Raw genomic sequence first — 23,243 nt, forward strand, 5'->3', positions numbered from 1 at the left:
TCACCTCTCCGTCTCAAGCCCGCCGCAAGTTAAGGCGGGATTCAAAAATGATCCCGATCTGGCCTGACAAGATCAACATGGCACATGCAGACAGAATCCAACTGTCCTCGATCCATGGCTTATGGAGCTCAAACGTACCCTGTAACATCATCAGTCAGCCGAAGGTAAAGTTCTGCATGAGTGCAACACCGCAACCGAAGCCACCACTTGCTAACGACAGATGTCAAGCGATGAAAACGTTGATATGAGGCCGGAGAAGTATCATTATGCTGAGAAGCCTGATCGCTGTACGCTCAATTCGGCAATAAGGGCATGCATAGACGAGATGGGAAAAGTTCATCACCCAAACGCCTGCTCTGATGATGATCGAGACGACCCCAAAGAATACAAGATGCTTATTGATGTCGATGAAGGGCAGAGTAATGGGTGCGGCCTCGTGGCTTGCTGAGGTAAATAGCATGGCGTCCTCCTATTTGTGTTTGAGTAGTATCAACATCGACCGCTGTTTAGAGCCTTGTAGGGACGCATTATGCCGTTGATCACCGGAGGTTTTCGCTACTGATACTCAATGAGTATAGAGCGGAAGACGCAATCATTCGTTCCCAATATTACATTGATATTATTATTATTTTGTATCAACTCTCCGGTGCTTGCACTCTTGAGCCAGACCTGAAGAGTGTCGTTTCCTCACGGAAGACGTTGCGCTGCCTCCTCGTCCGATATTTTTTCTCCAGCTCTATAGCTCGTTGGTTCGTAACCGGCACCATAACCTTAACTTTGATGTAAGTCTCAACGGTGGATAAGAGGGTATGCACGACAATTACTCCTCGCTTTGTTACCGCCATCGCTTTCCGCTGAGCTTTCGCATGGCCGAAGGCATGCTGGCATACTGAGGGATTATCGTCACCCACTAGACAGTGCGCCAATGGGCTGAGAAGTTCGGATGAGACTATGCCATACAATTCGTCGCCGCACACCGCGCCTTGGAGGCAAATGGCACCTTGATGAGGCTGTCGTGACAATCAACGGCAAACGACGTCTTCTGTAGCGCGCCGTTGATCAGGATGTCTTTGTGCTTGAAGTTCTGGCCCAGAAACGCCGCGATACCAAGGCGCGCGAGGCGCTTCATTCGGAAGTTGCTGTCATGTCAGGGCGCAGTTCCCCGTGTCATGGTCACTGATAAGCTCGGCTCTATGCTTCGGTCAATCGGGAGATCGGTCTCACGATCTGTGACCCTCGCCAGCACAAAAGTTTGAACAATCGGGCCGAGAATTCTCATCAACCGATAAGAGGGCGAGAACAGGGCATGAAACGCTTCAAGTCAACGCGACGCTTACAGCGTTTCGCGTCCATTCACGACGCGATCAACAACATTCATCATTTCCCCCGCGACCGCTTCACCTCTACGATTCATCGCGAACTGCGCAAAGTCGCCAATACTATCTGGCGCGATATCGCTGGCCTGTAATCCGCGCAATCATTAGATCATAGATCAACACGCATCTGCACAGGTTAAGGGTACAGTACCGGCACAACCTCTACCAATATGGCGACCACGTCGGCGCGCAGTTGCTCCATCGCACCACACGTCACGTCTCACCGATCTAGGACGGCGCAGCTTTTTACGAGCGTTGCCTGCGTGCTATCGCCGAGATCGAGGGCGCGGAAAACCTGTTCCAGCAGACTGAAGATCGACGTTCCCGGTCGTATTGGGCGGCTCATCATTGCGCCGGCACGTCCTCAATTCCTCGACCGTTACCCTCAAATGGATATCGATCTCGGCGTCACTGACCGCGCGGTGAATCTCTTAGAAGACGGTGTAGATTGTGTGCTGTGTGTTGGGCCTTTAAATGACTTGGGACCGATAGCGCGACCTATCGGCAAGCTGGCGCCGATCAATGTCGCAAGCCACGCCCATCTGAAACGCTATGGTGCTCCTCAAAGTCCCAGTGATCTCGGATCCCCCTGGGCCGTCAACTACGCTTTCCCCTCCAGTGGCCGGGTCGACGACTGGGAATGGATCGAGGATGGCAAGCAACGCACTCTGCCGGTGCGAGGCCGCGTCACCGTCAATAGCGCTGAAGCATATATCGCCTGTTGCCTGTCAGGACTCGGCTTGATCCAGATTCCTGCCTACGATGTCAGACGGCACCTGGAAGCGGAGAAACTGGTTGAGGTGATGTTAAACCATCGTACGGAGCCAATGCCCATAACGCTGCTTTACCCGCATCGTCAGCATCTCTCGCGGCGATTGCAGGTCTTCGCCGATTGGCTTGAAGCACTACTCAAGAGCGATGTTCTATGTTTTCCGAGAGTATCAAGCCTATTCCCTCATATACCAACCAATGCATCCCAATGTTGTCAGGCTGTGCTCCGCACGTGGCATTGCCGATTAAAGCTGGCTCCTTCTGACTTTGCAAAGGTCCGCTTTGTCGCTTTTAGGGATGGCTGGGAACAACTGAGGCGAAGGTCAGAAACTGTCATAGAGATTTTTCTAGCACCATAACGGTTATTTTTTCTGCGACCTTCGAAACCGGACGGACTGGTTCGACGCATAGTTGGTCGTGAAGATAGGGCTCTCTGACATCTAACTCGTCAACATCAGGCCCTGCTGTGCCCATATAAAATGGGGCGGCTGGGCATATCTGCGTCTAACAACAAAGTATTTCTAAAGCCTCTTGACAGTTTGACGGTTTCAATCAATCATTTAAATAAATAAAACAATGTTTCATTATTTGAAACGACTGGGGATGAAAAAATGGATGAGGCTTCCGGCAAAACCGGGAAGGCTGGTGCTGGCACCAGCACGCTCGATATGGCCTTGCGCGTATTGGAGTTCCTTTCGGGGCAAGATCAGCCGATGACGCTGGCGCAGATCGCGAAGGCTTTTTCTGCAAACAAGGCTACGGTTTATCGGCATCTCGTTACCCTGCAGCGCCATGATTTCGTGCGTCAGGACCCGGAAACCAGCCGTTATGAAGCGGGTATTAAGCTGCTGATGCTGGGCGAAGCGGTGCGCAACCGTTTTCAGGTGGCGACAGCAGCGCGCGACGAGCTTTCGGCTTTGCGCGAACGCACCGGCCAAGCGGTGACGATCTGCGGTCTGGTCGACAACAAGCTTGTTGTGCTGGACCTGCTGCACGGACGTACCGTGATTGAGTTCGGCACGCGGCCTGGCACGGAATTGTCCGTCCATGCCACGGCGCATGGCAAGGTCTGGCTGGCTTTTGGTGCAGCCTCCTTGATGGACCAGATCCTGGCTGCGCCTTTGCATGTGTGGACTCCGAAGACGATCACCGATCCGGCTCGGTTGCGGGCAGAAGCCGCAGAAGTTCACGCCAAGGGCTGGGCTATCGCTGCCGATGAACTTCTGACTGCGGTTAATGCGTTGGCAGCGCCCGTATTCAATCACCGTGGAGAAATCACCGGCTCCGTCGCCATTGTTGGCTCGACGCAATTCATCGGTGCTCCACCGGAAGATGCACAGGTCAGTGAGGTCCTAGCGACGGCGCGTCGGATCTCGGAACGTTTGGGATGGAGAGAACAATAATGACTTATTCGCTTGCAGTGGATATCGGCGGAACATTCACCGATATCGTGCTTCGTAACTCTGACGGTCGTCTGTCGGTCGACAAAACCCTGACTACGCATGAAGATCTGCTTAGCGGGTTCTTCGGTGGCGTCAACGCTGTATTGAAAAAAGCTGGCATTTCGTCCGATGCGATTGATGGTGTCATCGTGCATGCGACAACGGTGGTCACCAATGCGCTGATCGAGCGGAAGGGCCCGCCAACTGCGCTTGTCGTGACTGAGGGGTTCCGCGATGTATTGTCGATCCGTAACGAGCATCGTTACGACATGTATGATCCGCAGATTGAGTTTCCTGAGCCGCTGGTCGCACCGGAACTCACCTTCGGCATCAAGGAGCGCACGCTTGCCGATGGATCAATCGCCGAAATGCCCTCCGATGCAGAAATTGAGGCGCTTGCTTCCGAAATTCGCAAGAGCGGTGCGCAATCGGTTGCTATTTGTTTCCTCAACTCTTTCGTCAATGCAGCCAATGAAGCGCATGTGGCTGCACGTTTGTCGCGGTCGCTCAATGATGTGTTCATCTGCACCTCGTCCGATGTCGCTCCGCAGATCCGTGAATATCCCCGTGCATCAACGGCCGCCGTCAACGCTTACACCATGCCGATCTCGCAGCCCTATCTGCGTCGGCTAAGCGACCGGCTGCGGGATGAGGGATTTGGCAATACACCGCTGATCATGCTCAGCTCGGGCGGAGTTGTCGGCGCGGAGACTGCGGGGCGCAACCCAGTGCGCATGATCGAGAGCGGACCTGCCGCCGGCGCACTCGCTGCCTGCCATTACGCTGAGGTACTCGGTATCGACCGGCTTATGTCCTTCGACATGGGCGGTACGACGGCCAAGGCGTGTCTGATTGAAAACCGGACGCCGCTGGTGACTGGTCTGTTTGAAGTGGATCGTCGCTATCGCTTCAAGGAAGGCAGCGGTCTGCCGGTCACGGTGCCTTCAATTGACCTGATTGAAATCGGTGCCGGTGGTGGCAGCATTGCGCATGTCGATGAACTGGGCCTGCTGAAGGTCGGTCCGGAGAGTGCCGGGTCCAATCCGGGCCCCGCCTGCTACGGCCGGGGTGGAGCGAATGCGACCGTAACCGATGCCGATCTGATGCTCGGCCTCATCGATGCGGAGAATTTCCTCGGTGGAGAAATGCAGTTGGATCGCGTAGCCACCGAACGGGCGATGCAAAAGCTTGCCGACGGTCTGGGAACAACCCCCGTTCAGGCGTCGCGCGGCATCTATCGCGTGGTTACGGAAGCCATGGCTTCAGCCGCCAGAGCGCACGCAACTGATCGGGGCGTCGACTATCGCGGTTTACCGTTATTTGCCTTTGGCGGCGCTGGTCCGCTGCACGCCTGCGGCGTTGCTGAGCTTTTGCAAAGCGCGTCAGTGATTGTGCCCCCGCGCTCCAGTGTACTTTCCGCATTTGGAACGCTGGTGACGCCGCTGCGTCTTGATCTCGTTCGCAGTGATCTCGTGCGGCTCGATGCAATCGACTGGGACCGTACGCAAAAGCTCCTGGGCGAACTGGAAAAAGAGGGCCGCATGGCGCTCATGGAAGCCGGTTGCGCGGCCGCTGATGTTGAAATTCACGTCGGTGCAGATCTGCGTTACTTCGGACAACAGCACGAAGTCACCGTCACGTTCGATCAGGATCCGCGCGAGACACACGATACACAGTCTATTGAGGCACTGTTCTCGGAAGCCTATCGCACGCTCTATGGGGTCAATCCATCGCACGTTCCTGTAGAGGTCGTCAGCTGGCGCATTACCGTCAACGGTCCGGCGATCCACTTTCACCCCGCTGGTCAACCAGCCAGCGCAGCTGGCGAGCCGAAGGGTTTCCGCCCGGTCCATGCCTGGCAGGACGGTGAGATGGTGGCGGTTTACGAGCGCAGCGATCTTGCCGTTGGGCAGGTTGTTGATGGCCCGGTGATCATCGAGGAACGCGAAACCACGACAGCCATTCCGCCGCACTGGGTCGCAACAATTGATGCATTTGGATGCATCGTTGCGACCAGGAAAGCAGCACAGGCTTGAGGAATTGACGCTCTGGTCTCTGGCGCCTTGACGGGCAATGCCAGAGCCAGCGCAACGGTTGGGAGGAAGAACCGTGGACGGCATCGAACTTGAGATTCTCTGGTCAAATCTGATCGGAATTGTCACCGAACGCGCAAAGGCGCTGCAACGTATCGCATTCAGCCCTATCGTCCGTGAGGCTGGCGATCTAGCCTGCGCGCTGTTCGATCAGCGCGGGCGCATGGTGGCGCAAGCCAATACCGGCACACCGGGCCATATCAATTCGCTCGCTTTTGCGGGACAGCATCTTGTACGTGAATTCAGTGGTCGGTGTGAACCGGGCGATGTGCTTATCACGAACGATCCGTGGCTTTCAGCAGGGCATTTCTTCGATATCACGATCCTGACGCCGATCTTCAATGGTGAGCGCCTTATTGCCTATATCGGCTCGACCATCCATCACACCGATATCGGGGGCTATGGCATTGGCGCTGGCGCCCGTGACGTGCATGAAGAAGGGCTGTGGATTCCACCGCTCAAGTTCTATGAGCGTGGCGTGATGAATCCTGTCTTGCAGGCTATGATCCGCCGTAATGTTCGCACGCCTGATGCCGTGTTTGGCGATCTGGCCGCACAGGTTTCAAGTGGTCAGGCTGCCGCCGAGCATCTGATCGCACTGTGCGAGCGTCAGGGCGTTGATGATATCGAGATGTTGTCGGATGAAATCATCGCTCGTTCCGAAGAAGCCACCCGCGCGGCTATCCGCAAGTTGAAGGGGGGCACTTATCACGGCGAATCTCAGTTTGATGTCCCCGGTGGCGAGGTTATCACGCTAAAGACTGCCGTGACCGTTGATCCGGATGCAGGCAACATCATTGTCGATTTCGACGGTAGTTCGATGCAGACAGCGACGGGTATTAATGTGGTGTTGAACTATACCCACGCCTACTCGACTTTCGCCATCCGCAGCTGCCTCAATCCCGAACTTCCGAATAATTCCGGTTCACTGGCGCCGATTGAAATCCGCGCCCCGGAAGGTTCCATCGTGAATTGCAGCTATCCGGCTCCCGTCAACGCGCGCCACGTTGTTGGTATGTATGTGCCGATGCCGATTTTGAAGGCGCTCTATCAGGTCATTCCAACCCAGGTACTCGCCGAAGGATCGGGCGCCGTTTGGACGATCCAGATCCAGGGTCGCAACGATGCAGGGCAGGCGTTTACCTCGTCGATGTTCAATTATTCCGGCGGGATGGGCGCGCGCGCCGAAAAGCACGGACCCAGTGCCACATGCTATCCGACCGGCGTCGCCGCCGTTCCGATAGAAATTCTCGAAGCAGCAATGCCGATTGTCTTCGACCGCAAAGAACTGCGCCGGGGTTCGGGAGGAGCAGGACGTATGCGCGGTGGCGATGGCCAGACCATCGGGTTCCACATGCGCACCGATGTGCCATGGCTTCTGAATGCTGTGCCGAGCCGGCTCGACAAGGGACCGGAAGGGCTTGGTGGCGGGTCCGACGGCGCCGCGGGGCGGTTCCTCGTCAATGGCAAGTCGGTCAGCGAAGCAAAGAAACTCACCATGCAGCCTAATGACAGGGTGGTACTGGAAACGCCAGGCGGCGGAGGGTTCGGCAAGCCTGCCTGACGGTTAAGAGAGTGAAATAACAGACGAACTTATGGGAGGAGTTCATGTCTTACATATCCAAGAAAATGGCCGTCGCAGCGATTGTCTTCAGCGCGTTCGCTGCAGGTCCTGCCGCATCGGAAGAGGTATACAAGATCGGCATTTCGGCGGGTCTGACGGGTTATGCTGCAACTGTTGACCGTGCTTGGCGCGACGGCGTTGAAACAGCGGTTGAAACGGTCAACGCTAAGGGCGGCGTATTGGGGCGCAAGCTCGAAGTCGTTGTTGAAGATAACCGCTCGCAACCACAGGATGCCGTTACCGTCTACCGCAAGATGATGAGTTCGGATGGGGCGAACATCTTCATCAGCGGTTGCGTTTCAGCAGGTAATGCTGCGGCTGCGAGCATGACGGCGCGTAGCGAAATACCGATGATCCTGTGCTCCATTTTGCCGAAGCAGCCGAAGGAGATTGAGTGGGCATTCACTACCTTGCCGCCTGCCGGTTTCGAAGTCGAAAAACGTCTGGAATATCTGCGTGACAAGACAGATATCCGCAAGATTGGAGTTCTGCATGATCCGACGCCCTATGCATTGCTGCAGAAGGCCGTCGCTGAAAAGGCCGCTGCTAAATACGGCATCGAAGTTGTGGGTGTCGAAGCCTACAAGCAGGATGACGCCGATCTCAGTGTACAGTTGAACAAGATGCAGGCGGCAGGTGCTGGTGCAATCATCAAGATTGGCCTTGGCGGTACCACACTGACAGCAGCCAAGAACCTGAAACAGCTTGGTTCGAACATGCTGCTTTTGACCAGTCTGGAAGATCTGGCCGTCTTCAAGCCAGTCGCGGAGGTTCTCGGTGACAGGTTCTTCTTCGTTGCATCGCCGTCTCAGGTATTCGAAGCCTACCCGGACGGTCCGCTCAAGCAGGCCATCGGCACCTTCCTTGATCCGTGGCGCAAGAAATTCGCTGATCGCGATCCGAACTGGGCGTCGCGTGGCTGGGACGGTGTGATGCTCACGGTGGCAGCAATCGAAAAGGGTAAGTCCTTCGAAGGTCCATCGGTACGCCAGAACCTGGAGCAGATCACCAATTTTCAAGGCACAACAGGCACCTATAATTTCGCGGTCGACAATCATCAGGGCATTGCCGTCAATCCCTTTGTGATTGCCCAGATCATCGATGGCAAGGTGAGGATCGCGCAATGACGTCTGAGCTGCCGCACCGTGCAGCGCCGGTGCTCGAAACCCGCGGACTGAAAGCGCATTATGGACATGTTCAGGCGCTCAAGTCAGCCGATCTTTCCGTTGGGAGTGGCGAGCTGGTCGCTGTCCTCGGGCCGAACGGTGCGGGTAAATCGACACTGTTGCGGGCAATCATGGGTCTCACCCCCAATGAGGGGGAGGTCCGGTTCATGGGTACCCCGCTTGGGCGGCGTGACCCTGTGGGTGCGGCGGCTAAAGGCGTTGTCCTGGTGCCGGAGGGGCGCGGTATTTTCGGTCCAATGACGGTACTCGAAAACCTTGAACTTGGCGCCTATCGGGTGCGCGACAAAGCAGAGTTGCAGCGTCGCTATACGCGTGTCTTCGATCTATTTCCAAGGATCAAGGAGCGGCTTTCGCAGGTCGCTGGCTCCATGTCCGGCGGCGAGCAACAGATGGTTGCTGTCGGTCGCGCCATGATGGCCGATCCCAAGGTGCTGCTTCTCGATGAACCGTCGCTTGGGCTTGCACCGCGTGTAACCGGGGAGATTCTTGAAACTCTCGGCCGATTGGCCGCGGAGGGCTTGCCAATCATCCTCGTTGAGCAGAAAGCGCCGCTGGCGCTGAAACTCGCCTGCCGTGCTTATCTTCTTTCGCTTGGGCGCATCGTCGCCACACTTGATCCTCGCGAGGTAAAATCTCATGACGAACTCGCACAATATTATTTCGCGTGATCCTTCAATGACGGGCAGCGGTAGCGGTCTTCTCGGAAACTGGCTGACAGCATCCGCCGGTATCTGGGTGCTGTCGGCAGCGATTGTCGGCTATGCTGTGATTTTCGGCGGCTATCTTTCCACTATCGTCGCTTTCGGACTGATCTATGCGATCTTTGTATCCGGTCTCAATGTCTTTATGGGGCTGACGGCTCAGGTCTCCTTTGGTCAAAGCGCTTTTGCAGCTATCGGCGGCTACAGCTCGGCTGTGTTGACCACAACCTATGAATGGGCGCCATTGCCAGCCATGATGTTTGGGCTCGTCGCTGCTATGGTGGCGGCTTGTATCATTGGTCTTCCAACACTTCGTCTCAAGGGCCATTATCTCGCGATGGCAACGCTGGCGATCGGCTTGATCGTCTACGAAATCGCTGTCGAATGGGAATCCGTAACGCAAGGTTATCTCGGGATTTCGGGCATTCCACCGCTTGGCATTGGATCGTTTGAGGCTGCGAGCGACAGACAAATTCTGCTGACCCTTTCAATGCTGACAATTCTCGTCGCTTTCGCCATGTCGCGCATTCGCAAATCGCGTGTGGGGCGAGCATTTGCAGCTGTCGCGGGCAGCGAAGAGGCTGCAAGCGCGCTTGGTATTAATGTGGCGCGGTACAAGTTACTTTCTTTTCTGCTATCTGCAGCTCTGGCTTCGATTGCGGGTTCGCTTTTTGTCCATGTGGTTGGCTTTGTCAGCCCGGAGGTGTTCGGCCTCCATATGGTCGTGCTCGCTTTCACGATGATCTATATCGGCGGGTTGGGCACTGTTGCTGGGCCGATTATCGGAGCGCTTATCGTCAGCCTTTTGCCGGAAATATTCCGCGGCTTGAGTGAAAGTCAGGACCTGGCCTACGGCGTCACGCTGATTATCATTCTCATCTACGCGCCCAAGGGGCTGGTCGGGTTGGCTAAGTCTCTTGATGCGCGCAAGGCGCCGTCAAAAACCTCGGGGAGGGCGCAATGAACGCTATCCTGCAAGTGCGTGGCGCCACGCGCCGGTTCGGTGGGCTGACGGCTGTCGATAATGTTTCATTTGATGTTCCGGAACGGGGTGTCACGGCTGTCATTGGGCCCAATGGCGCCGGCAAGACGACGCTCTTCAATCTCATCGCTGGCAGCATGCCGCCAAGTGAGGGCGAGATCATTTTGTTGGGGTCGAATGTGACCAACTTGCGGACGGAAACGAGAGCAGGGTTGGGGTTGGTACGCACGTTCCAGCTCGTCAAGCTGTTCCAGGATCTGACCGCGCTGGAAAACGTCAAGGTCGGTTTCCACCTGCGGACGAAAGGCGGCCTGTTCGCCGCGTTGTTGCGCCCCGGCTGGCAACGACAATCCGAACGCGAGGTGGAGGAGAAGGCGAAGGCGCTTCTCGATCTTGTGGGACTGTTGTCTGTCGCCGACAGCCCCGCCGCAACCTTGCCCTATGGTCAGCAGCGTCTTCTCGAAATTGCCCGTGCCATGGCGGCTCGTCCGCGTGTGCTGCTGCTGGATGAACCGGCGGCTGGTCTCAACGCCGAAGAAAGCGAACGTCTGGCCGAAACCGTGCGTATGATTGCCGCCGACGGGATCGCGGTGCTGCTCATCGAACATGACATGAAGCTGGTCATGGATATAGCCGACGAAGTGGTTGTGCTCGACTATGGCCGCAAGATCGCCCAAGGCACGCCGGAATCGGTGCGCCAAGACCCGGCCGTCATCGCGGCATATCTGGGTTAGGAGCTTATGATGGATGTGCTTTTTCAAAGTCTGATCAGCGGCGTCAGCATTGGCTGCGTTTATGGTCTGATCGGCATTGGTTTCTGTGTCATCTATAATGCAAGTGGCATTGTCAATTTCGCGCAGGGCGCATTTGTGATGCTGGGCGGCATGGTCACCTATATCTTCCTCGAACAGTATCATCTGCCGTATTTTCTGGCAGCTGTGTTGGCGATAGCGGTGGTGGCCGTCGTTGGAGCACTTCTGGAGCGACTGGTGGTGCGCCCTCTCTGGAAGCGCAGCGCTGCCATGTTCGTGATGATCCTCGCGACGCTTGCTGCACAGATCGTGATTGAGCGGCTGACTTTTTTGGTGGTCGACGACCAGCCAAAGACCTTGCCGGTATTTCTTGATCTGCCCCCGATCATGATCGGCGGGGTAGCGATTAATTATCAGTCATTGTGGATCATGGCTGGCTCTTTACTCATCGTTGCGGCTCTTGGCCTGTTCTTCAAACGCACCCGGTTTGGCAAAGCGATGCGCGCCTGCTCGATCAATGCCGAAGCAGCAGCGCTTCAAGGAATCCCCGTATCGGCAATGCTGACCGGCGCTTTCGTGCTCAGCGCAGTGCTGGGTGCTCTGGCTGGAATTCTGGTTACTCCGACGCAGTATACAGCGTTCAACATGGGCGTGCCGTTTGCGATATCCGGGTTCATCGCTGCAATCATCGGCGGTTTCGGCCGCCCGTTTGGGGCGTTCCTCGGCGGTATCATGCTTGGTCTCGTTCAGGCTCTTGCCATCCTGTCACTGGGCGCTGGTTTCAAGAATGTTGCGGCACTGTCGATCCTGCTGCTCTTTCTGTTCATTCGGCCTTCCGGCCTTTTGGGCAGCGCCCGCTGAACTCAAATATGCGAGACATTTCGATGAACATTCATAAAGTTGACTGGAACAGCATTCCCTGGACGCTCGTGCGCGACGGTGTCGAGCGCAAGGCCTTCTCAGGTGAGGGCGCCACGCTCGCGCTCCACCGGCTGAAACCGGGCCACGAGCCGAAGCCGCATTCGCACGAGAATGAGCAGATCGCCTATATTCTCGCCGGAACCATCCGTTTCACGGTGGGTTCGGAAGAACATATCGTCGGTCCCGGCGGCCTGCTGGTCATTCCACCAAATGTGGTTCACTGGGGGGAGGTCATTGGTGATGAAGATGTGCTCAATCTCGATGTGTTCACACCGCGTCGCCCTGAATATGCCTGAGATGCAAAGGCCAGAGAAGGAAGGGAGAAAGCAGCGATGAACATGGCATCGTGGCTTGCCCGAAATGGACGGGCAAATCCGGCATTGCCAGCTGTGGGTTACGGCCGTCGCGTGGTGGCTACCTATGGTGAGCTGGCTGAACGATCAGCCCGTCTGGCAGGCGGATTGGCGCAGCGCTTTGGTCTGCAACCCGGAGACCGCGTTGTAATCGCAGCCAAGAACGAGGCCGACTATGTCACCGCGCTTTACGCGACATGGTGGGCGGGGGCTGTCGCGGTTCCCGTCAATGCCAAACTTCACGCGCAGGAGATTGCTTTTGCGATTGATGACTCCGGTGCCACCGTCGTGCTCGCATCGAGAGATATTGCTGAGGCAATAGCTGTCGTTGCACCGCAGCGAATGCGTTATCTGGTTGCGCTTGGCGGGCAAGACTGGCGCAATCTTCTGCAATCGGATCCGCTGGCGCTTGCGTCACAAAACGACGACGATATGGCCTGGCTGTTTTATACCAGTGGCACGACGGGCAAGCCCAAAGGAGCCTGTCTTTCCCATGCCAATCTGGCTGCCATGTCTTATGCCTATCTGGGGGAGGTCGATCCGACCGTGGTTGGGGACACAACGTTGCATGCTGCACCTATGAGCCATGGAGCAGGTCTCTACATGATGGCGCATATATTGCGCGGTGGTGTCAATGTCGTTCCGGAATCCGGTGGCTTCGATGCGCAGGAAGTTTTCGAATTGGCTGCACACTGGCAGCGGATGTCGCTCTTCGCGGCCCCCACAATGGTCAAGCGCATGGTTGCCGAAGCGGATAAGGCCGATCCGGCGGCTTTTCGCACCATTATTTATGGCGGCGGGCCGATGTATGTCGAGGACGCTATTGCTGCGCTGGACGCGTTTGGGCCGCGCCTTGCCCAGATTTACGGTCAGGGCGAAACTCCGATGACCATTACCGTGCTCGATCGCAAGACGATAGCCGATCGCACGCGCGCAAACTGGCGGGCAGTACTGGGCAGTGTCGGCGCACCGTTTGGCATGGTCGATGTCATGGTTTGCGACGATGAAGGCAAGGCACTGCCTGCGGGCATGTCGGGTGAAATTCTGGTGCGCGGTCCCACAGTCATGAGCGGATACTGGCAAAATGAGACTGCGAGCGCTGCAACATTGAAAGAGGGCTGGTTGCATACCGGTGATATCGGTGCCTTTGGTGAAGATGGGTATCTGACACTGAAGGATCGTTCGAAGGACGTCATCATTTCGGGCGGCAGCAACATCTATCCGCGCGAGATTGAGGAAGTGCTGCTGGTGCATCCAGATGTCACTGAAGTGTCGGTCATCGGTCGACCCGATCCCGAATGGGGCGAAGTCGTTGTTGCTTATGTGGTCGGCAAAGCAGCGGCCGTCGAACTCGACAATTTGTGTCTGGATCGGATCGCAAGGTTCAAACGTCCGAAGGATTATATCTTCATCGACGCTTTGCCCAAGAACAACTATGGCAAAATCGTCAAGACGATACTGCGCGATATGGATGTACAACGCCGCGCTTCGTGACAGGTGCGCCATCAGGAGTTGAGAATGAGCAATCCTCTCATTGTAGGCTGGTCTCACACGCCGTTCGGTAAGCACGAGGGCAAGGACGCGGAAGCGTTGATCGCGGATGTTGCAGGTGCGGCCATTGCGGATGCGGGTCTTGAGCCTGGTGACATTGATGCCGTCTTCATTGGCATGTTCAATAATGGTATGGCAAAGCAGGACTTTCCGGCCAGTCTGGTTCTGCAATCGCTTCCCGAGCTACGTTACAAGCCGATGGCGCGGTGTGAAAATGCCTGCGCATCTGGGAGTGCGGCAATTCACGCCGGACGCAATTTCATCCGCAGCGGCGATGGCCGAACAGTGCTGGTTATTGGTGCCGAGAAAATGACTGGCGGTACCACAGCGAGTGTTGGCGACGCTTTGCTTGGCGCGAGTTATCGCAGGGAAGAAAACGAGATAAAGGCTGGCTTTGCAGGCGTATTTGCTCGGATCGCCGAGGCTTATTTCCAGCGCTACGGTGACCAGTCCGATGCGTTGGCGCAGATTGCGGCCAAGAACCATCGCAACGGTGTCGATAATGTCTATGCGCAGATGCGTAAGGATCTGGGCTATGAGTTCTGTCGAACAGTCAGCGACAAGAACCCGCTCGTCGTGGGTCCGCTGCGTCGAACGGATTGTTCGCCCATTTCTGATGGGGCAGCGGCGCTCGTCCTGACAAGCGATGATAATGCAGGCAGTTTTGCACGCGCTGTGCGGTTCCGCTCAGCGGTGCATGTCAGTGATTTCATGCCGCTTTCCAAACGAGAAATTCACCGTCTGGAAGGGGCGGAGCAAGCCTGGGCTGGCGCGTTTGAAAATGCTGGTGTCAGCATTGATGATCTTTCCTTCGTCGAAGTGCATGACTGTTTCACCATTGCCGAGTTGTTAGCCTACGAGGCTATGGGACTTGCCGCGCCGGGAGAGGGGGCACGCGCCGCTCTAGAAGGCTGGACAACGGCGGACGGGCGTCTGCCGGTCAACCGTTCGGGGGGCCTGAAGGCCAAGGGCCATCCCGTGGGCGCAACAGGCGTTTCCATGCATGTCATGTCGGCCATGCAGCTTGTGGGTGAAGCAGGAGCTTTGCAGTTGCCGCGTGTCGATCTTGCAGGCGTTTTCAATATGGGTGGGAGTGGCGTCGCCAACTACGTGTCTATTTTGGAGGCAGTCAACTCTTGAACTCCATGGCATTTTCGAGGCCGTTTATCAGTCTGGAAGATTTACCGCAGGACAGGCTTATTCTTGGCGAGACTTCCTCAATGGCAAACTCACAACGTTATGGATTTCTCCCCAACTTTCAGCACAAATGCACCCAGAGAATAATGCGCTTCAGATCGCAGCAAATTTGATTCTGTCAAACTCTTGGAAATAGACAGGTTTTCAGACTGGCAATCACATTCCGTTTGTGCACCACGGTTAGACTGCTATGGCGGCGCGGTTTGACGATGTTTTGCTCCGTTCTTCGATCTAGGGCCGCTTCTTATGAAGAAGCTCTGGCCTATTTGATGCCTTGAAGTCTATATGGCTCGACCTCCCAACAGTAGTTCAATGCTACTCTTCAACCCATCGGCGCTCGGATGCAGTGAGGTGTGCATGCATAGCGACTTGCGCCGCAAAAGGGTCTTTCGCCCGTAACGCAATTAAGATGGCGTGATGTTCTTCAACCGCTGATCGCCACGTATTCGGACTCTCCGTACGCCGTTGCATCCGTTCGGAGATCGGGCTGTGTCTTTCATCGAAAAGCGTGATCACCATATTGGTCAGAACGCTGTTTCCCACCACTGATGCGAGGCCAATATGAAATTGTCTATCGTGTTCGACAGGCTTTCGATTGGCTTCGATTTCTCGCGTCATTGCTTCAAGAACGCTTTCCAATTCTGTTAAGGCTTGCTCGCTGATTTGTGCCGCGCATTGCGCGATCAAACCACATTCGATCAAAACTCGGGCCTGCATTAATTCAACAGGGCTTTCTCCCAATGACTGATCGTTCACATCTGTTTCGGCGGGAGTCCGCACATAGATGCCGGATCCAGATCGAATTTCAATGACGCCTTCAATTTCGAGCGCGATTAGCGCCTCGCGAAGCGATGGACGGGAAATACCCAGTTGCTGCGCAAGATCACGCTCAGCCGGCAGCCTCGATCCGGCTACCACTGAACTTGCATCGATGAATTCGCGGATTTGATCCGCTATCTGCTGGTAGACACGTCTGGTTTCAATCATTTGGTAAGACCAAAATTGCTGAGAGTGATCATTTTCGATGTCTTTTCTTCCATTCTAACACAGTTCTTAATAAATTTCGAGAAAGCGGCTTGACCAAATTTCTATTTTACCCCATCAAGTGGCAACTTTTGTCAGAGCTTTAGGAGGAGGAGCGCGATGAGAGGTCTTTCTGCAAAGAAGTCATCTGAAACAGCTCCTGCGCTGTTGAAGCTCGACAACGTATCGAAAGAATTTCCAGGAGTGAAAGCTCTTTCGGGCGTTAGTTTCGATCTGCGCGCCGGTGAGGTTCATGCTGTCTGCGGAGAAAATGGCGCCGGCAAATCGACGCTGATGAAAATCATCAGCGGTGTATACCAGCCAAATTCAGGTTCGATCACCTATAAGGGTGCGCCCGTTCGGTTCGCTTCGACGCTGGAGTCGGAAGCGGCTGGCATCGCCATCATCCACCAGGAACTTAACCTTGTGCCACATCTGAGCGTTGCAGAGAACATCTATCTCGCGCGGGAACCTCGGCGGGGCTTTCTGGTCGATCGAAAGAAGTTGATCGCAGATGCCAAGCGTTGCTTGGATCGGCTCGGAGTTCGTATCAATCCAAATGTGCAGGTGCGAACGCTTTCGGTCGCCCAATGTCAGATGGTGGAAATCGCGAAGGCACTTTCCCTGAACGCAAATGTGCTGATTATGGACGAGCCGACCTCGTCTCTGACAGAACAGGAGGCGCAGCTTCTCTTCAAGGTGATCCGTGACCTGAAAAGCCAGGGCACCGGCATTATTTATATCTCGCACCGGCTGGATGAGATGCAGGAAATTGTTGATCGTGTTACGGTTTTGCGCGATGGACGATATGTCTCGACCGATGATTTTGCTGACCTCACTGTCGATGAGATCGTTGCGCGAATGGTTGGGCGCTCATTGGAAGACAAGTTTCCCGAGCCGACCCGTCAGCCTGCTGACGATGTCATTTTTTCGGTGAGAGGCCTGACAAGACGCGATGTCTTCGAAAACATAAGCTTTGATATTCGTCGTGGTGAAATTCTCGGCTTTGCCGGCCTGATGGGCGCGGGACGAACGGAAGTAGCGCGGGCAATTTTCGGTGCTGATCCGCTTGATGCGGGCACGATTATGCTCGACGGCAGAGAACTGAAGGTATCAGATCCACGTAGCGGGATCGATGCAGGCATCGCTTACCTGTCTGAAGATCGCAAGGCTCAAGGTCTGGCCATCGCGATGCCCGTCGATGCCAATCTGGTAATGGCGCGCATGCAGGCGGTCAGTAACAGTCTCGGCGTCATCGACCGAAAGCAGCAACGGGACGCGAGCCAGCATTATGTTGATCTCCTGAACATCAAGACGCCGAGTCTCGATCAGCCGGTTCGCCTTCTGTCTGGTGGCAATCAGCAGAAGATTATCATTGGCAAATGGCTGTTTCGTGAGCCGCGGGTCATGTTTTTCGACGAGCCGACTCGTGGCATCGACGTTGGAGCGAAATTCGCAATCTATCAGATCATGGACGAGCTTGCGGCGCGTGGTATCGCGGTCGTTTTGATCAGTTCTGAATTGCCGGAAGTACTTGGGATGTCTGATCGCATCGCGGTCTTTCATGGCGGGCGCATCGCTGCGACGCTCACGACGCGAGAAACCAATCAAGAAGAGATCATGCATTACGCGTCCGGCAGTGGTCGGCGCGGCGAATAAGGATAATCAGCATGGTGGGCGTAATCAGCGACAAACCGGAAGAGCAGCCACAAGTCCCGGCAGGGAAAGGACGGCGTCTCAGTGAACGGCAAAAGGATATTATTCAGAAGTTTGCTGCACTCGGCAGTCTTGTCGTGCTGGCTGCGATCTTTTCCGCAACGAGCAGCGCTTTCTTTACTGTCGGCAATGGGATGACAATTGCGCTTCAGGTTACTTCGATTGCATTGCTTGGCATCGGTGCGACCTATGTGATCATCACCGGTGGTATTGATCTGTCTGTTGGTTCGGTACTTGCGCTTGCCGGCGTTGTCGCCGCGCTGGCTGTCAAGGAATTACAGCTGCCCATTTGGATATCAATGCTGCTCGGCATTCTGACAGGATCGCTTTGTGGACTTATCAACGGGCTCGTTGTCATAAAGTTGAAGTTACCTCCCTTTATCGCCACGCTCGGCATGATGCTGATTGCCCGTGGTGTTGCGTTGCAGATAACCGGCGCCCGCGCAGTGTCGGGATTGGGAGAAAGCTTCGGTGTTTTGGGTAATGGTTCGCTCTTCCGGTTCGAATCTATCGATGAACAGGGATTTCCGGTCGTTACCTTTCCGGGCATCCCCTATCCCGTTGTCCTGATGATATTAATTGCGGTTATTGCTGCATACGTTCTCAATCGGACTGTGTTCGGTCGACATATCTATGCCATTGGCTCCAACGCTGTTGCCGCGCGTCTGTCGGGCGTCAACGTCTCGCGGATAACCGTCTATACCTATCTGATTTCAGGCACGCTCGCAGGATTGACCGGCTGTGTGTTGATGTCGCGATTGGTTACGGCACAGCCGAATGAGGGCGTCATGTATGAACTTGATGCCATCGCCAGTGCGGTTATCGGCGGGACATCATTAATCGGCGGGGTAGGTACGATCTCCGGAACCTTCATTGGTGCGTTCGTCATCGGCATTTTGCGCAACGGTTTGAACATGAATGGCGTTTCCGCCTTCACTCAGCAAATCATCATCGGCCTTGTCATTCTGGTCACCGTTTGGATCGACCAATTGCGCAATCGCCGCTGAAGAGGAGGACGGGAAGGGTAGGGCCTTCCCCCGTTTCGAGCTCCGGTCGGGTTCGGTTAGTTGGAGGAAAAAATGGGTAAATTCAAAACTGCGCTTCTCGCTTCGGTTATGGTCTTTGGCGGATTGTCCACTGCTTCGGCTGGTGAAATTGCTGTTATCGTCAAGACGGTCAATTCGACCTTCTGGCAGAACGTTCAGAAGGGTGCTGATGCTGCCATTGCCAACGCAAAGGGTGAGCACACGATGACTTTCCAGGGACCTGCATCGGAGTCGGCTATCGCCGATCAGGTCAATATGGTCGAAAATGCAGTCAACCGTAAAGTCGACGCCATACTCCTTGCACCTTCCGATCCTGATGCGCTCGTGCCAGCTGTGAAAAAGGCTTGGGAAGCGCGCATCCCGGTTGTCATCATCGACAGCCAACTCGCCGACGGTGCCGAGAAATATTATCAGTCCTTCCTGTCAACGGACAATAAAAAGGCTGGCGAGCTCGCTGCTAAAGCTCTGATCGACAAGGTCGGAACCACCGGCAAAATTGCGGTTATGTCTTATGTTGCTGGAGCTGGGTCAGAAATCGGTCGCGTGGGCGGCTTTACCGACTACATTAAGGCCAATTCGAAACTGGAAATCGTCGGTCCGTATTATTCACAGTCGCAGATGGCCACTGCGCTTAACCAGACGACCGATGTTCTTGCTGCCAACAGTGACTTGAAGGGTATTTTTGGAGCGAATGAGCCGACCGCAATCGGCATGGGCCGGGCGATCAAGCAGGCAGGCAAGGCGGGCAAGGTTACTGCAATCGGTTTCGACGGGAACCAGGATCTGCAGGAATTCGTCAAGGACGGCACACTCTCTGCAACTGTTGTTCAGGGCTCATACCAGATGGGCGATATAGGCGTTGCGACGCTGCTGAAGCTGCTCAAGAAGGAAAAGGTCGAAAAGACAATCGATACTGGTGTCGTTGTTGTCACAAAGGACAATGTCGACAAGCCGGAAGCGAAGAACGTTCTTTACTAAGTTAAGGCTGGCGCGCGGAACATATCCGCGCGCTCTTTTCTGTTGGATTGGGAATCGGCTCATCATGAAGGTTTCAGACAAACGCAAGTTGCGCAATCGTGACGTCTCGTTCACGCTAATGGGTCTCGGCTGTGCCCAGATGGGTAATCTCTATCGAGTGACGAGTTATCAGGAATCTCTGAGTGCTTTCGATGCGGCTTGGGATGCTGGTATCCGTTATTTCGATACAGCGCCATTTTATGGCTATACGCGTTCAGAGCGTCGCCTCGGCACCATGGTCACGGAGTACAAGCGCGACGAGTATGTGATCAGCACGAAAGTTGGGCGTATCATGGTGCCGGACGAAACGGTCGGGCCAGAAGAAGACGCTTATGTGGAGCCGCTGCCATTCCGACCGACTTATGATTACAGTTACGACGCGATCATGCGTTCCTTGGAAGCAAGCCGCCAGCGCATTGGAGTGTTTGCTCCTGACGTTCTGTATATTCATGACATTGGTCGCGCCACCCACGGCGATCGTCATCAACACTATTGGGACCAGCTGACCAAGGGTGGCGGGTTCAAGGCGCTTGGAGAACTGCGTTCTGCAGGTTTGGTAAAGGCCGTCGGTTTAGGGGTCAACGAATGGCAGGTCGTATCCGACGCGATGCAGGAATTTGACATCGACGTCTCCATGCTCGCTGGCCGCTATACCTTGCTTGAGCAGGAAAGCCTTGATCTTCTCGACCGTTGCCACCGCGCAGGCGTTGGTATCGTCGTGGCGGGCGCATTCAACTCCGGTCTTCTGGCAGGCAATCGAAAGTTCAACTACGCTGAAGCGCCGGGTGATCTCCTTGGCCGTGTCGATGAGATCCAAGCGGCATGCGAATCCGAAGGGATTACCATGCAAGCGGCTGCGCTGGCCTTTCCTACGCTGCATCCGGCTGTGGTCACGGTCGTTTCGGGTGCTCGCAATGGCGAGCAGATGAAGGCAAATGTCGATTGGTTCGAGCAGGAAATTCCAGCTTCCTTCTGGGTACGCCTGAAGGATAAGGGCGTGATTTCGGCCGACGCGCCAACCGGTTGATCTGATGTAACAATATTGAAGGCAATGCTGGCCCAGGAGAGCTGACTACAACTCTCCTGGGCTTTAATTTTCACATAGGTTTTGTCCGAATTTCTGGGTTTTTATCTAAGAATAGCTCGAACCCGTTTGATGACTTCATCACGCTCTTGAAGCGAGGCGGTGAAAACTAGGAGGCGTGCCAATTATTCTCTTATAAGCACGGCTGAACGACGCTTCGGAATCATAACCAAGTTTGTTGGCAATGGAGGCGACGCGCTGGCCTTCACGTAACCACTGATGGGCCTGCTGCATACGCGTGCGTGCCACATAACGGGCAGGGGTTTCCCCTACGATATCAAGAAATCGCTGGGCAAAACTCGACCGTGACGCGCCCATAATGCTTGCCAGTTCTTCGACCGACCAATGGCGCGCGGGGTCAAGATGAACTGCCGCAAGTACCCGACCCACTTCATGATTGCGCAGCGCAGCAAGCCAGCCTGTTGCCTCACCGCATCCATGCTCGACCCAACTGCGTATCATCGTTGCGGTCAGGACATCGGCCAGCCGTGCCATGATCCCACACGCTCCAACACGGTTCATTTCGGCTTCCCGCGACATGCTTTCAAGCAGAGACGGAATGGAAGGTTCCTTGATTGCAAAGTCGTTTGCTCGGATAAAGCCCGGCATCAGTTGAAGAAGGGGATGGAATCTGTCCAAATTGAATTTCATAACGGCAAAGAAAAGCAGATTTCGAGCGTCGGCGTTGGGGCATTCGACATTGACGATGCCGTCTACGCTTTTACTTGGAAAATCGCTGATCGGTACGGGTGTGATGCCGGGACTGCTGGCAATCACATGTTCATCTCCACGCGGGAGGAGGACGGCATCGCCGGGCCTCAACTCATGCCAATCGCCGTCCGGCGATTGAATCCAGGCTGAACCCGAGACAAGAAAGTGGAACCGCGCCGGCTCACCGGATGGGAACAGGGTTGCCCATGGAGCACATGGCTGGCAGCGGCCATATTCAACGCCGTCAAGTCTTATGCCGCGCAGAATCTCCGTAAGTGGATCGATCATCGTGGTCTCGGCATATTTGGACGAATTGTCATGTTATTCGGATTTACTATCATAGAAACAACGAGGCGTCACTCCTATTTTCTGCCTAACTTAGGAAATGGAGTTCGCCATGGACATGAAGATAAACACGCGAAATGAATCCCGGGATGGGATTGAGGAGGCGGTGTGGCCTGCTATAATTTCGCTCTCTCTTGGCGTTTTCGGGCTCGTAACCGCTGAGTTTTTGCCGGTCAGTCTGCTCACGCCGATTTCAGCCGACCTTGGTGTGAGTGTGGGCGCCGCCGGGCAATCAATGACAATGACCGCGATCGTCGCCGCATTCGCCGGACCGGGCATCGTTATTGGAACGAGGCGCTTCGACCGCCGCTACGTTCTTTTGAGTCTCACTTTCGCACTCATCCTGTCCAGTCTCTTGTCGGCTTTCGCGAACAGTTTGACAGCCCTTTACGCGGCCAGAATTCTTCTGGGCGTAGGGTTGGGCGGCTTCTGGGCAATGTCCGTTGCATTGGCGATGAGGCTTGCGCCCAGTAAGATTCTACCGAGAGCCATGGCTGTGATCATGACAGGAGTGTCGGTGGCCACGGTGTGCGCAGCGCCTTTGGGGGCTTGGATCGGGGCGACGTTCGGGTGGCGCTATGCCTTTTTTGTTGCAGCGGCTATTGGAGCGGTAACCTTCATCGTACAGCTTTTGACAGTGCCGTCGCTGCCTTCTTCTGGCGATGCCAGCATTCGTACGCTCGTGGCGGTGTTACGCCGTCCTGTTATTCGGGTCGGCCTGACCACTCTTCTTTTTGTCGTTGCCGCTCATTTTGCCAGCTTTACATATATCCGGCCATTTCTGGAGAATGTCCCGCAGTTCGGTATCGACTCGATTTCGGGAATATTGCTTGCATTTGGCATCGGTGGTTTCTTTGGAAACTTGCTGGGCGGATTTATGTCTGAACGAAGCACCCGAATGTCTTTGGCGATCGCGGCGGCTGGCTTGTCATTGGCAACGATTGTGCTTTTCGTTTTCGGCTCTGTGCCCGTTGTGGCCATCGTGGCAACAGTGATCTGGGGGGTAGCGTTTGGAGCGGTGCCGGTAAGCGCACAAAGTTTCACGACACGCGCTGCGGGAGACGAAGCGGAAAGCGCGGGTGCATTGATGCTGACGACATTTCAAATAGCGATATCGAGCGGTGCGGTGCTCGGTGGGGTGCTCGTCGATTTGCAAGGAGCTGCAGGAAGTCTGCTGTTCTCTGCTGTGGCAGCGATCGCTGGAGCAACTCTGATAGCCACAAGTGCCACCGCGAGGATACAGATGGCTCAATGACTATCGGAAAAAATAGGGTGGCGCGTATTTTCGCGGCCACCCTGTCAGTCTTGACCGGCAATCTATTGGTAGGATTGGTCGTCGGCGATGATCGCC

18 protein-coding genes and 2 pseudogenes are annotated in these 23,243 nt (G+C 55.3%); 18 read left to right on the forward strand and 2 right to left on the reverse strand.

Annotated features, from left to right (window positions below):
• Positions 1–845: 845 nt before the first annotated feature.
• The 13 genes and pseudogenes from FHW00_RS19210 to FHW00_RS19270 all read left to right on the forward strand — a co-directional run.
• A pseudogene (locus tag FHW00_RS19210) lies at positions 846–1,468 on the forward strand (IS6 family transposase); the annotation flags it as partial.
• Positions 1,469–1,557: 89 nt separating this feature from the next.
• A pseudogene (locus FHW00_RS19215) lies at positions 1,558–2,302 on the forward strand (LysR substrate-binding domain-containing protein); the annotation flags it as partial.
• 456 nt (positions 2,303–2,758) lie between these two features.
• On the forward strand, positions 2,759–3,550 hold the full coding sequence (locus FHW00_RS19220; protein WP_078339995.1) for an IclR family transcriptional regulator: 792 nt from the start codon (positions 2,759–2,761) through the stop codon (positions 3,548–3,550).
• On the forward strand, positions 3,550–5,625 hold the full coding sequence (locus FHW00_RS19225) for a hydantoinase/oxoprolinase family protein (RefSeq protein ID WP_078339996.1): 2,076 nt from the start codon (positions 3,550–3,552) through the stop codon (positions 5,623–5,625). Before FHW00_RS19220 ends, FHW00_RS19225 begins: the two co-directional genes overlap by 1 nt.
• Positions 5,626–5,698: 73 nt before the next feature.
• Positions 5,699–7,246 carry a hydantoinase B/oxoprolinase family protein gene (locus FHW00_RS19230; protein WP_078339997.1) on the forward strand — a complete coding sequence of 516 codons (1,548 nt, stop codon included), beginning with the start codon at positions 5,699–5,701 and terminating at the stop codon, positions 7,244–7,246.
• A gap of 44 nt (positions 7,247–7,290) precedes the next feature.
• On the forward strand, positions 7,291–8,433 hold the full coding sequence (locus tag FHW00_RS19235) for an ABC transporter substrate-binding protein (protein ID WP_078339998.1): 1,143 nt from the start codon (positions 7,291–7,293) through the stop codon (positions 8,431–8,433).
• Entirely contained in the window at positions 8,430–9,161 is a 732-nt protein-coding gene (locus FHW00_RS19240; RefSeq protein ID WP_078339999.1) for an ABC transporter ATP-binding protein, read from the forward strand. Before FHW00_RS19235 ends, FHW00_RS19240 begins: the two co-directional genes overlap by 4 nt.
• Positions 9,130–10,158, forward strand: a complete 1,029-nt coding sequence (locus FHW00_RS19245; RefSeq protein ID WP_078340000.1) for a branched-chain amino acid ABC transporter permease — start codon at positions 9,130–9,132, stop codon at positions 10,156–10,158. The genes FHW00_RS19240 and FHW00_RS19245 overlap by 32 nt, the downstream gene beginning before the upstream one ends.
• Positions 10,155–10,910 carry an ABC transporter ATP-binding protein gene (locus FHW00_RS19250; RefSeq protein WP_078340001.1) on the forward strand — a complete coding sequence of 252 codons (756 nt, stop codon included), beginning with the start codon at positions 10,155–10,157 and terminating at the stop codon, positions 10,908–10,910. The genes FHW00_RS19245 and FHW00_RS19250 overlap by 4 nt, the downstream gene beginning before the upstream one ends.
• 6 nt (positions 10,911–10,916) lie before the next feature.
• A complete protein-coding gene (locus tag FHW00_RS19255) occupies positions 10,917–11,789 on the forward strand; it encodes a branched-chain amino acid ABC transporter permease (RefSeq protein WP_078340002.1) in 873 nt (290 codons plus the stop codon).
• 23 nt (positions 11,790–11,812) lie between these two features.
• Complete coding sequence (locus FHW00_RS19260) at positions 11,813–12,145, forward strand: cupin domain-containing protein (protein ID WP_078340069.1); 333 nt, start codon at positions 11,813–11,815, stop codon at positions 12,143–12,145.
• Positions 12,146–12,181: 36 nt separating this feature from the next.
• A complete protein-coding gene (locus FHW00_RS19265) occupies positions 12,182–13,696 on the forward strand; it encodes an AMP-binding protein (protein ID WP_078340003.1) in 1,515 nt (504 codons plus the stop codon).
• Positions 13,697–13,720: 24 nt separating this feature from the next.
• A complete protein-coding gene (locus FHW00_RS19270; RefSeq protein ID WP_078340004.1) occupies positions 13,721–14,893 on the forward strand; it encodes an acetyl-CoA acetyltransferase in 1,173 nt (390 codons plus the stop codon).
• A gap of 372 nt (positions 14,894–15,265) precedes the next feature.
• Here the strand turns inward: FHW00_RS19270 and FHW00_RS19275 are convergent, their stop codons facing one another.
• Entirely contained in the window at positions 15,266–15,937 is a 672-nt protein-coding gene (locus tag FHW00_RS19275; protein ID WP_078340005.1) for a FadR/GntR family transcriptional regulator, read from the reverse strand.
• Positions 15,938–16,093: 156 nt separating this feature from the next.
• Here FHW00_RS19275 and FHW00_RS19280 point away from each other — a divergent pair, with 156 nt between their 5' ends.
• From FHW00_RS19280 to FHW00_RS19295, 4 genes are all read left to right on the forward strand, one after another.
• Positions 16,094–17,632, forward strand: coding sequence for a sugar ABC transporter ATP-binding protein (locus FHW00_RS19280; RefSeq protein WP_078340006.1), 1,539 nt, complete (start codon positions 16,094–16,096; stop codon positions 17,630–17,632).
• 11 nt (positions 17,633–17,643) lie between these two features.
• A complete protein-coding gene (locus FHW00_RS19285) occupies positions 17,644–18,696 on the forward strand; it encodes an ABC transporter permease (RefSeq protein WP_078340007.1) in 1,053 nt (350 codons plus the stop codon).
• Positions 18,697–18,768: 72 nt separating this feature from the next.
• Complete coding sequence (locus FHW00_RS19290; protein WP_078340008.1) at positions 18,769–19,713, forward strand: ABC transporter substrate-binding protein; 945 nt, start codon at positions 18,769–18,771, stop codon at positions 19,711–19,713.
• A gap of 64 nt (positions 19,714–19,777) precedes the next feature.
• On the forward strand, positions 19,778–20,779 hold the full coding sequence (locus FHW00_RS19295) for an aldo/keto reductase (protein ID WP_078340009.1): 1,002 nt from the start codon (positions 19,778–19,780) through the stop codon (positions 20,777–20,779).
• A gap of 138 nt (positions 20,780–20,917) precedes the next feature.
• Here the strand turns inward: FHW00_RS19295 and FHW00_RS19300 are convergent, their stop codons facing one another.
• Complete coding sequence (locus FHW00_RS19300) at positions 20,918–21,835, reverse strand: AraC family transcriptional regulator (protein ID WP_078340010.1); 918 nt, start codon at positions 21,833–21,835, stop codon at positions 20,918–20,920.
• 109 nt (positions 21,836–21,944) lie between these two features.
• Between FHW00_RS19300 and FHW00_RS19305 the strand changes: the two genes are divergently transcribed.
• Positions 21,945–23,147, forward strand: a complete 1,203-nt coding sequence (locus FHW00_RS19305; protein ID WP_078340011.1) for an MFS transporter — start codon at positions 21,945–21,947, stop codon at positions 23,145–23,147.
• Positions 23,148–23,243 lie beyond the last annotated feature (96 nt).

This window comes from Ochrobactrum sp. P6BSIII (assembly GCF_014138065.1).
Taxonomy (GTDB): Bacteria; Pseudomonadota; Alphaproteobacteria; order Rhizobiales; family Rhizobiaceae; genus Brucella.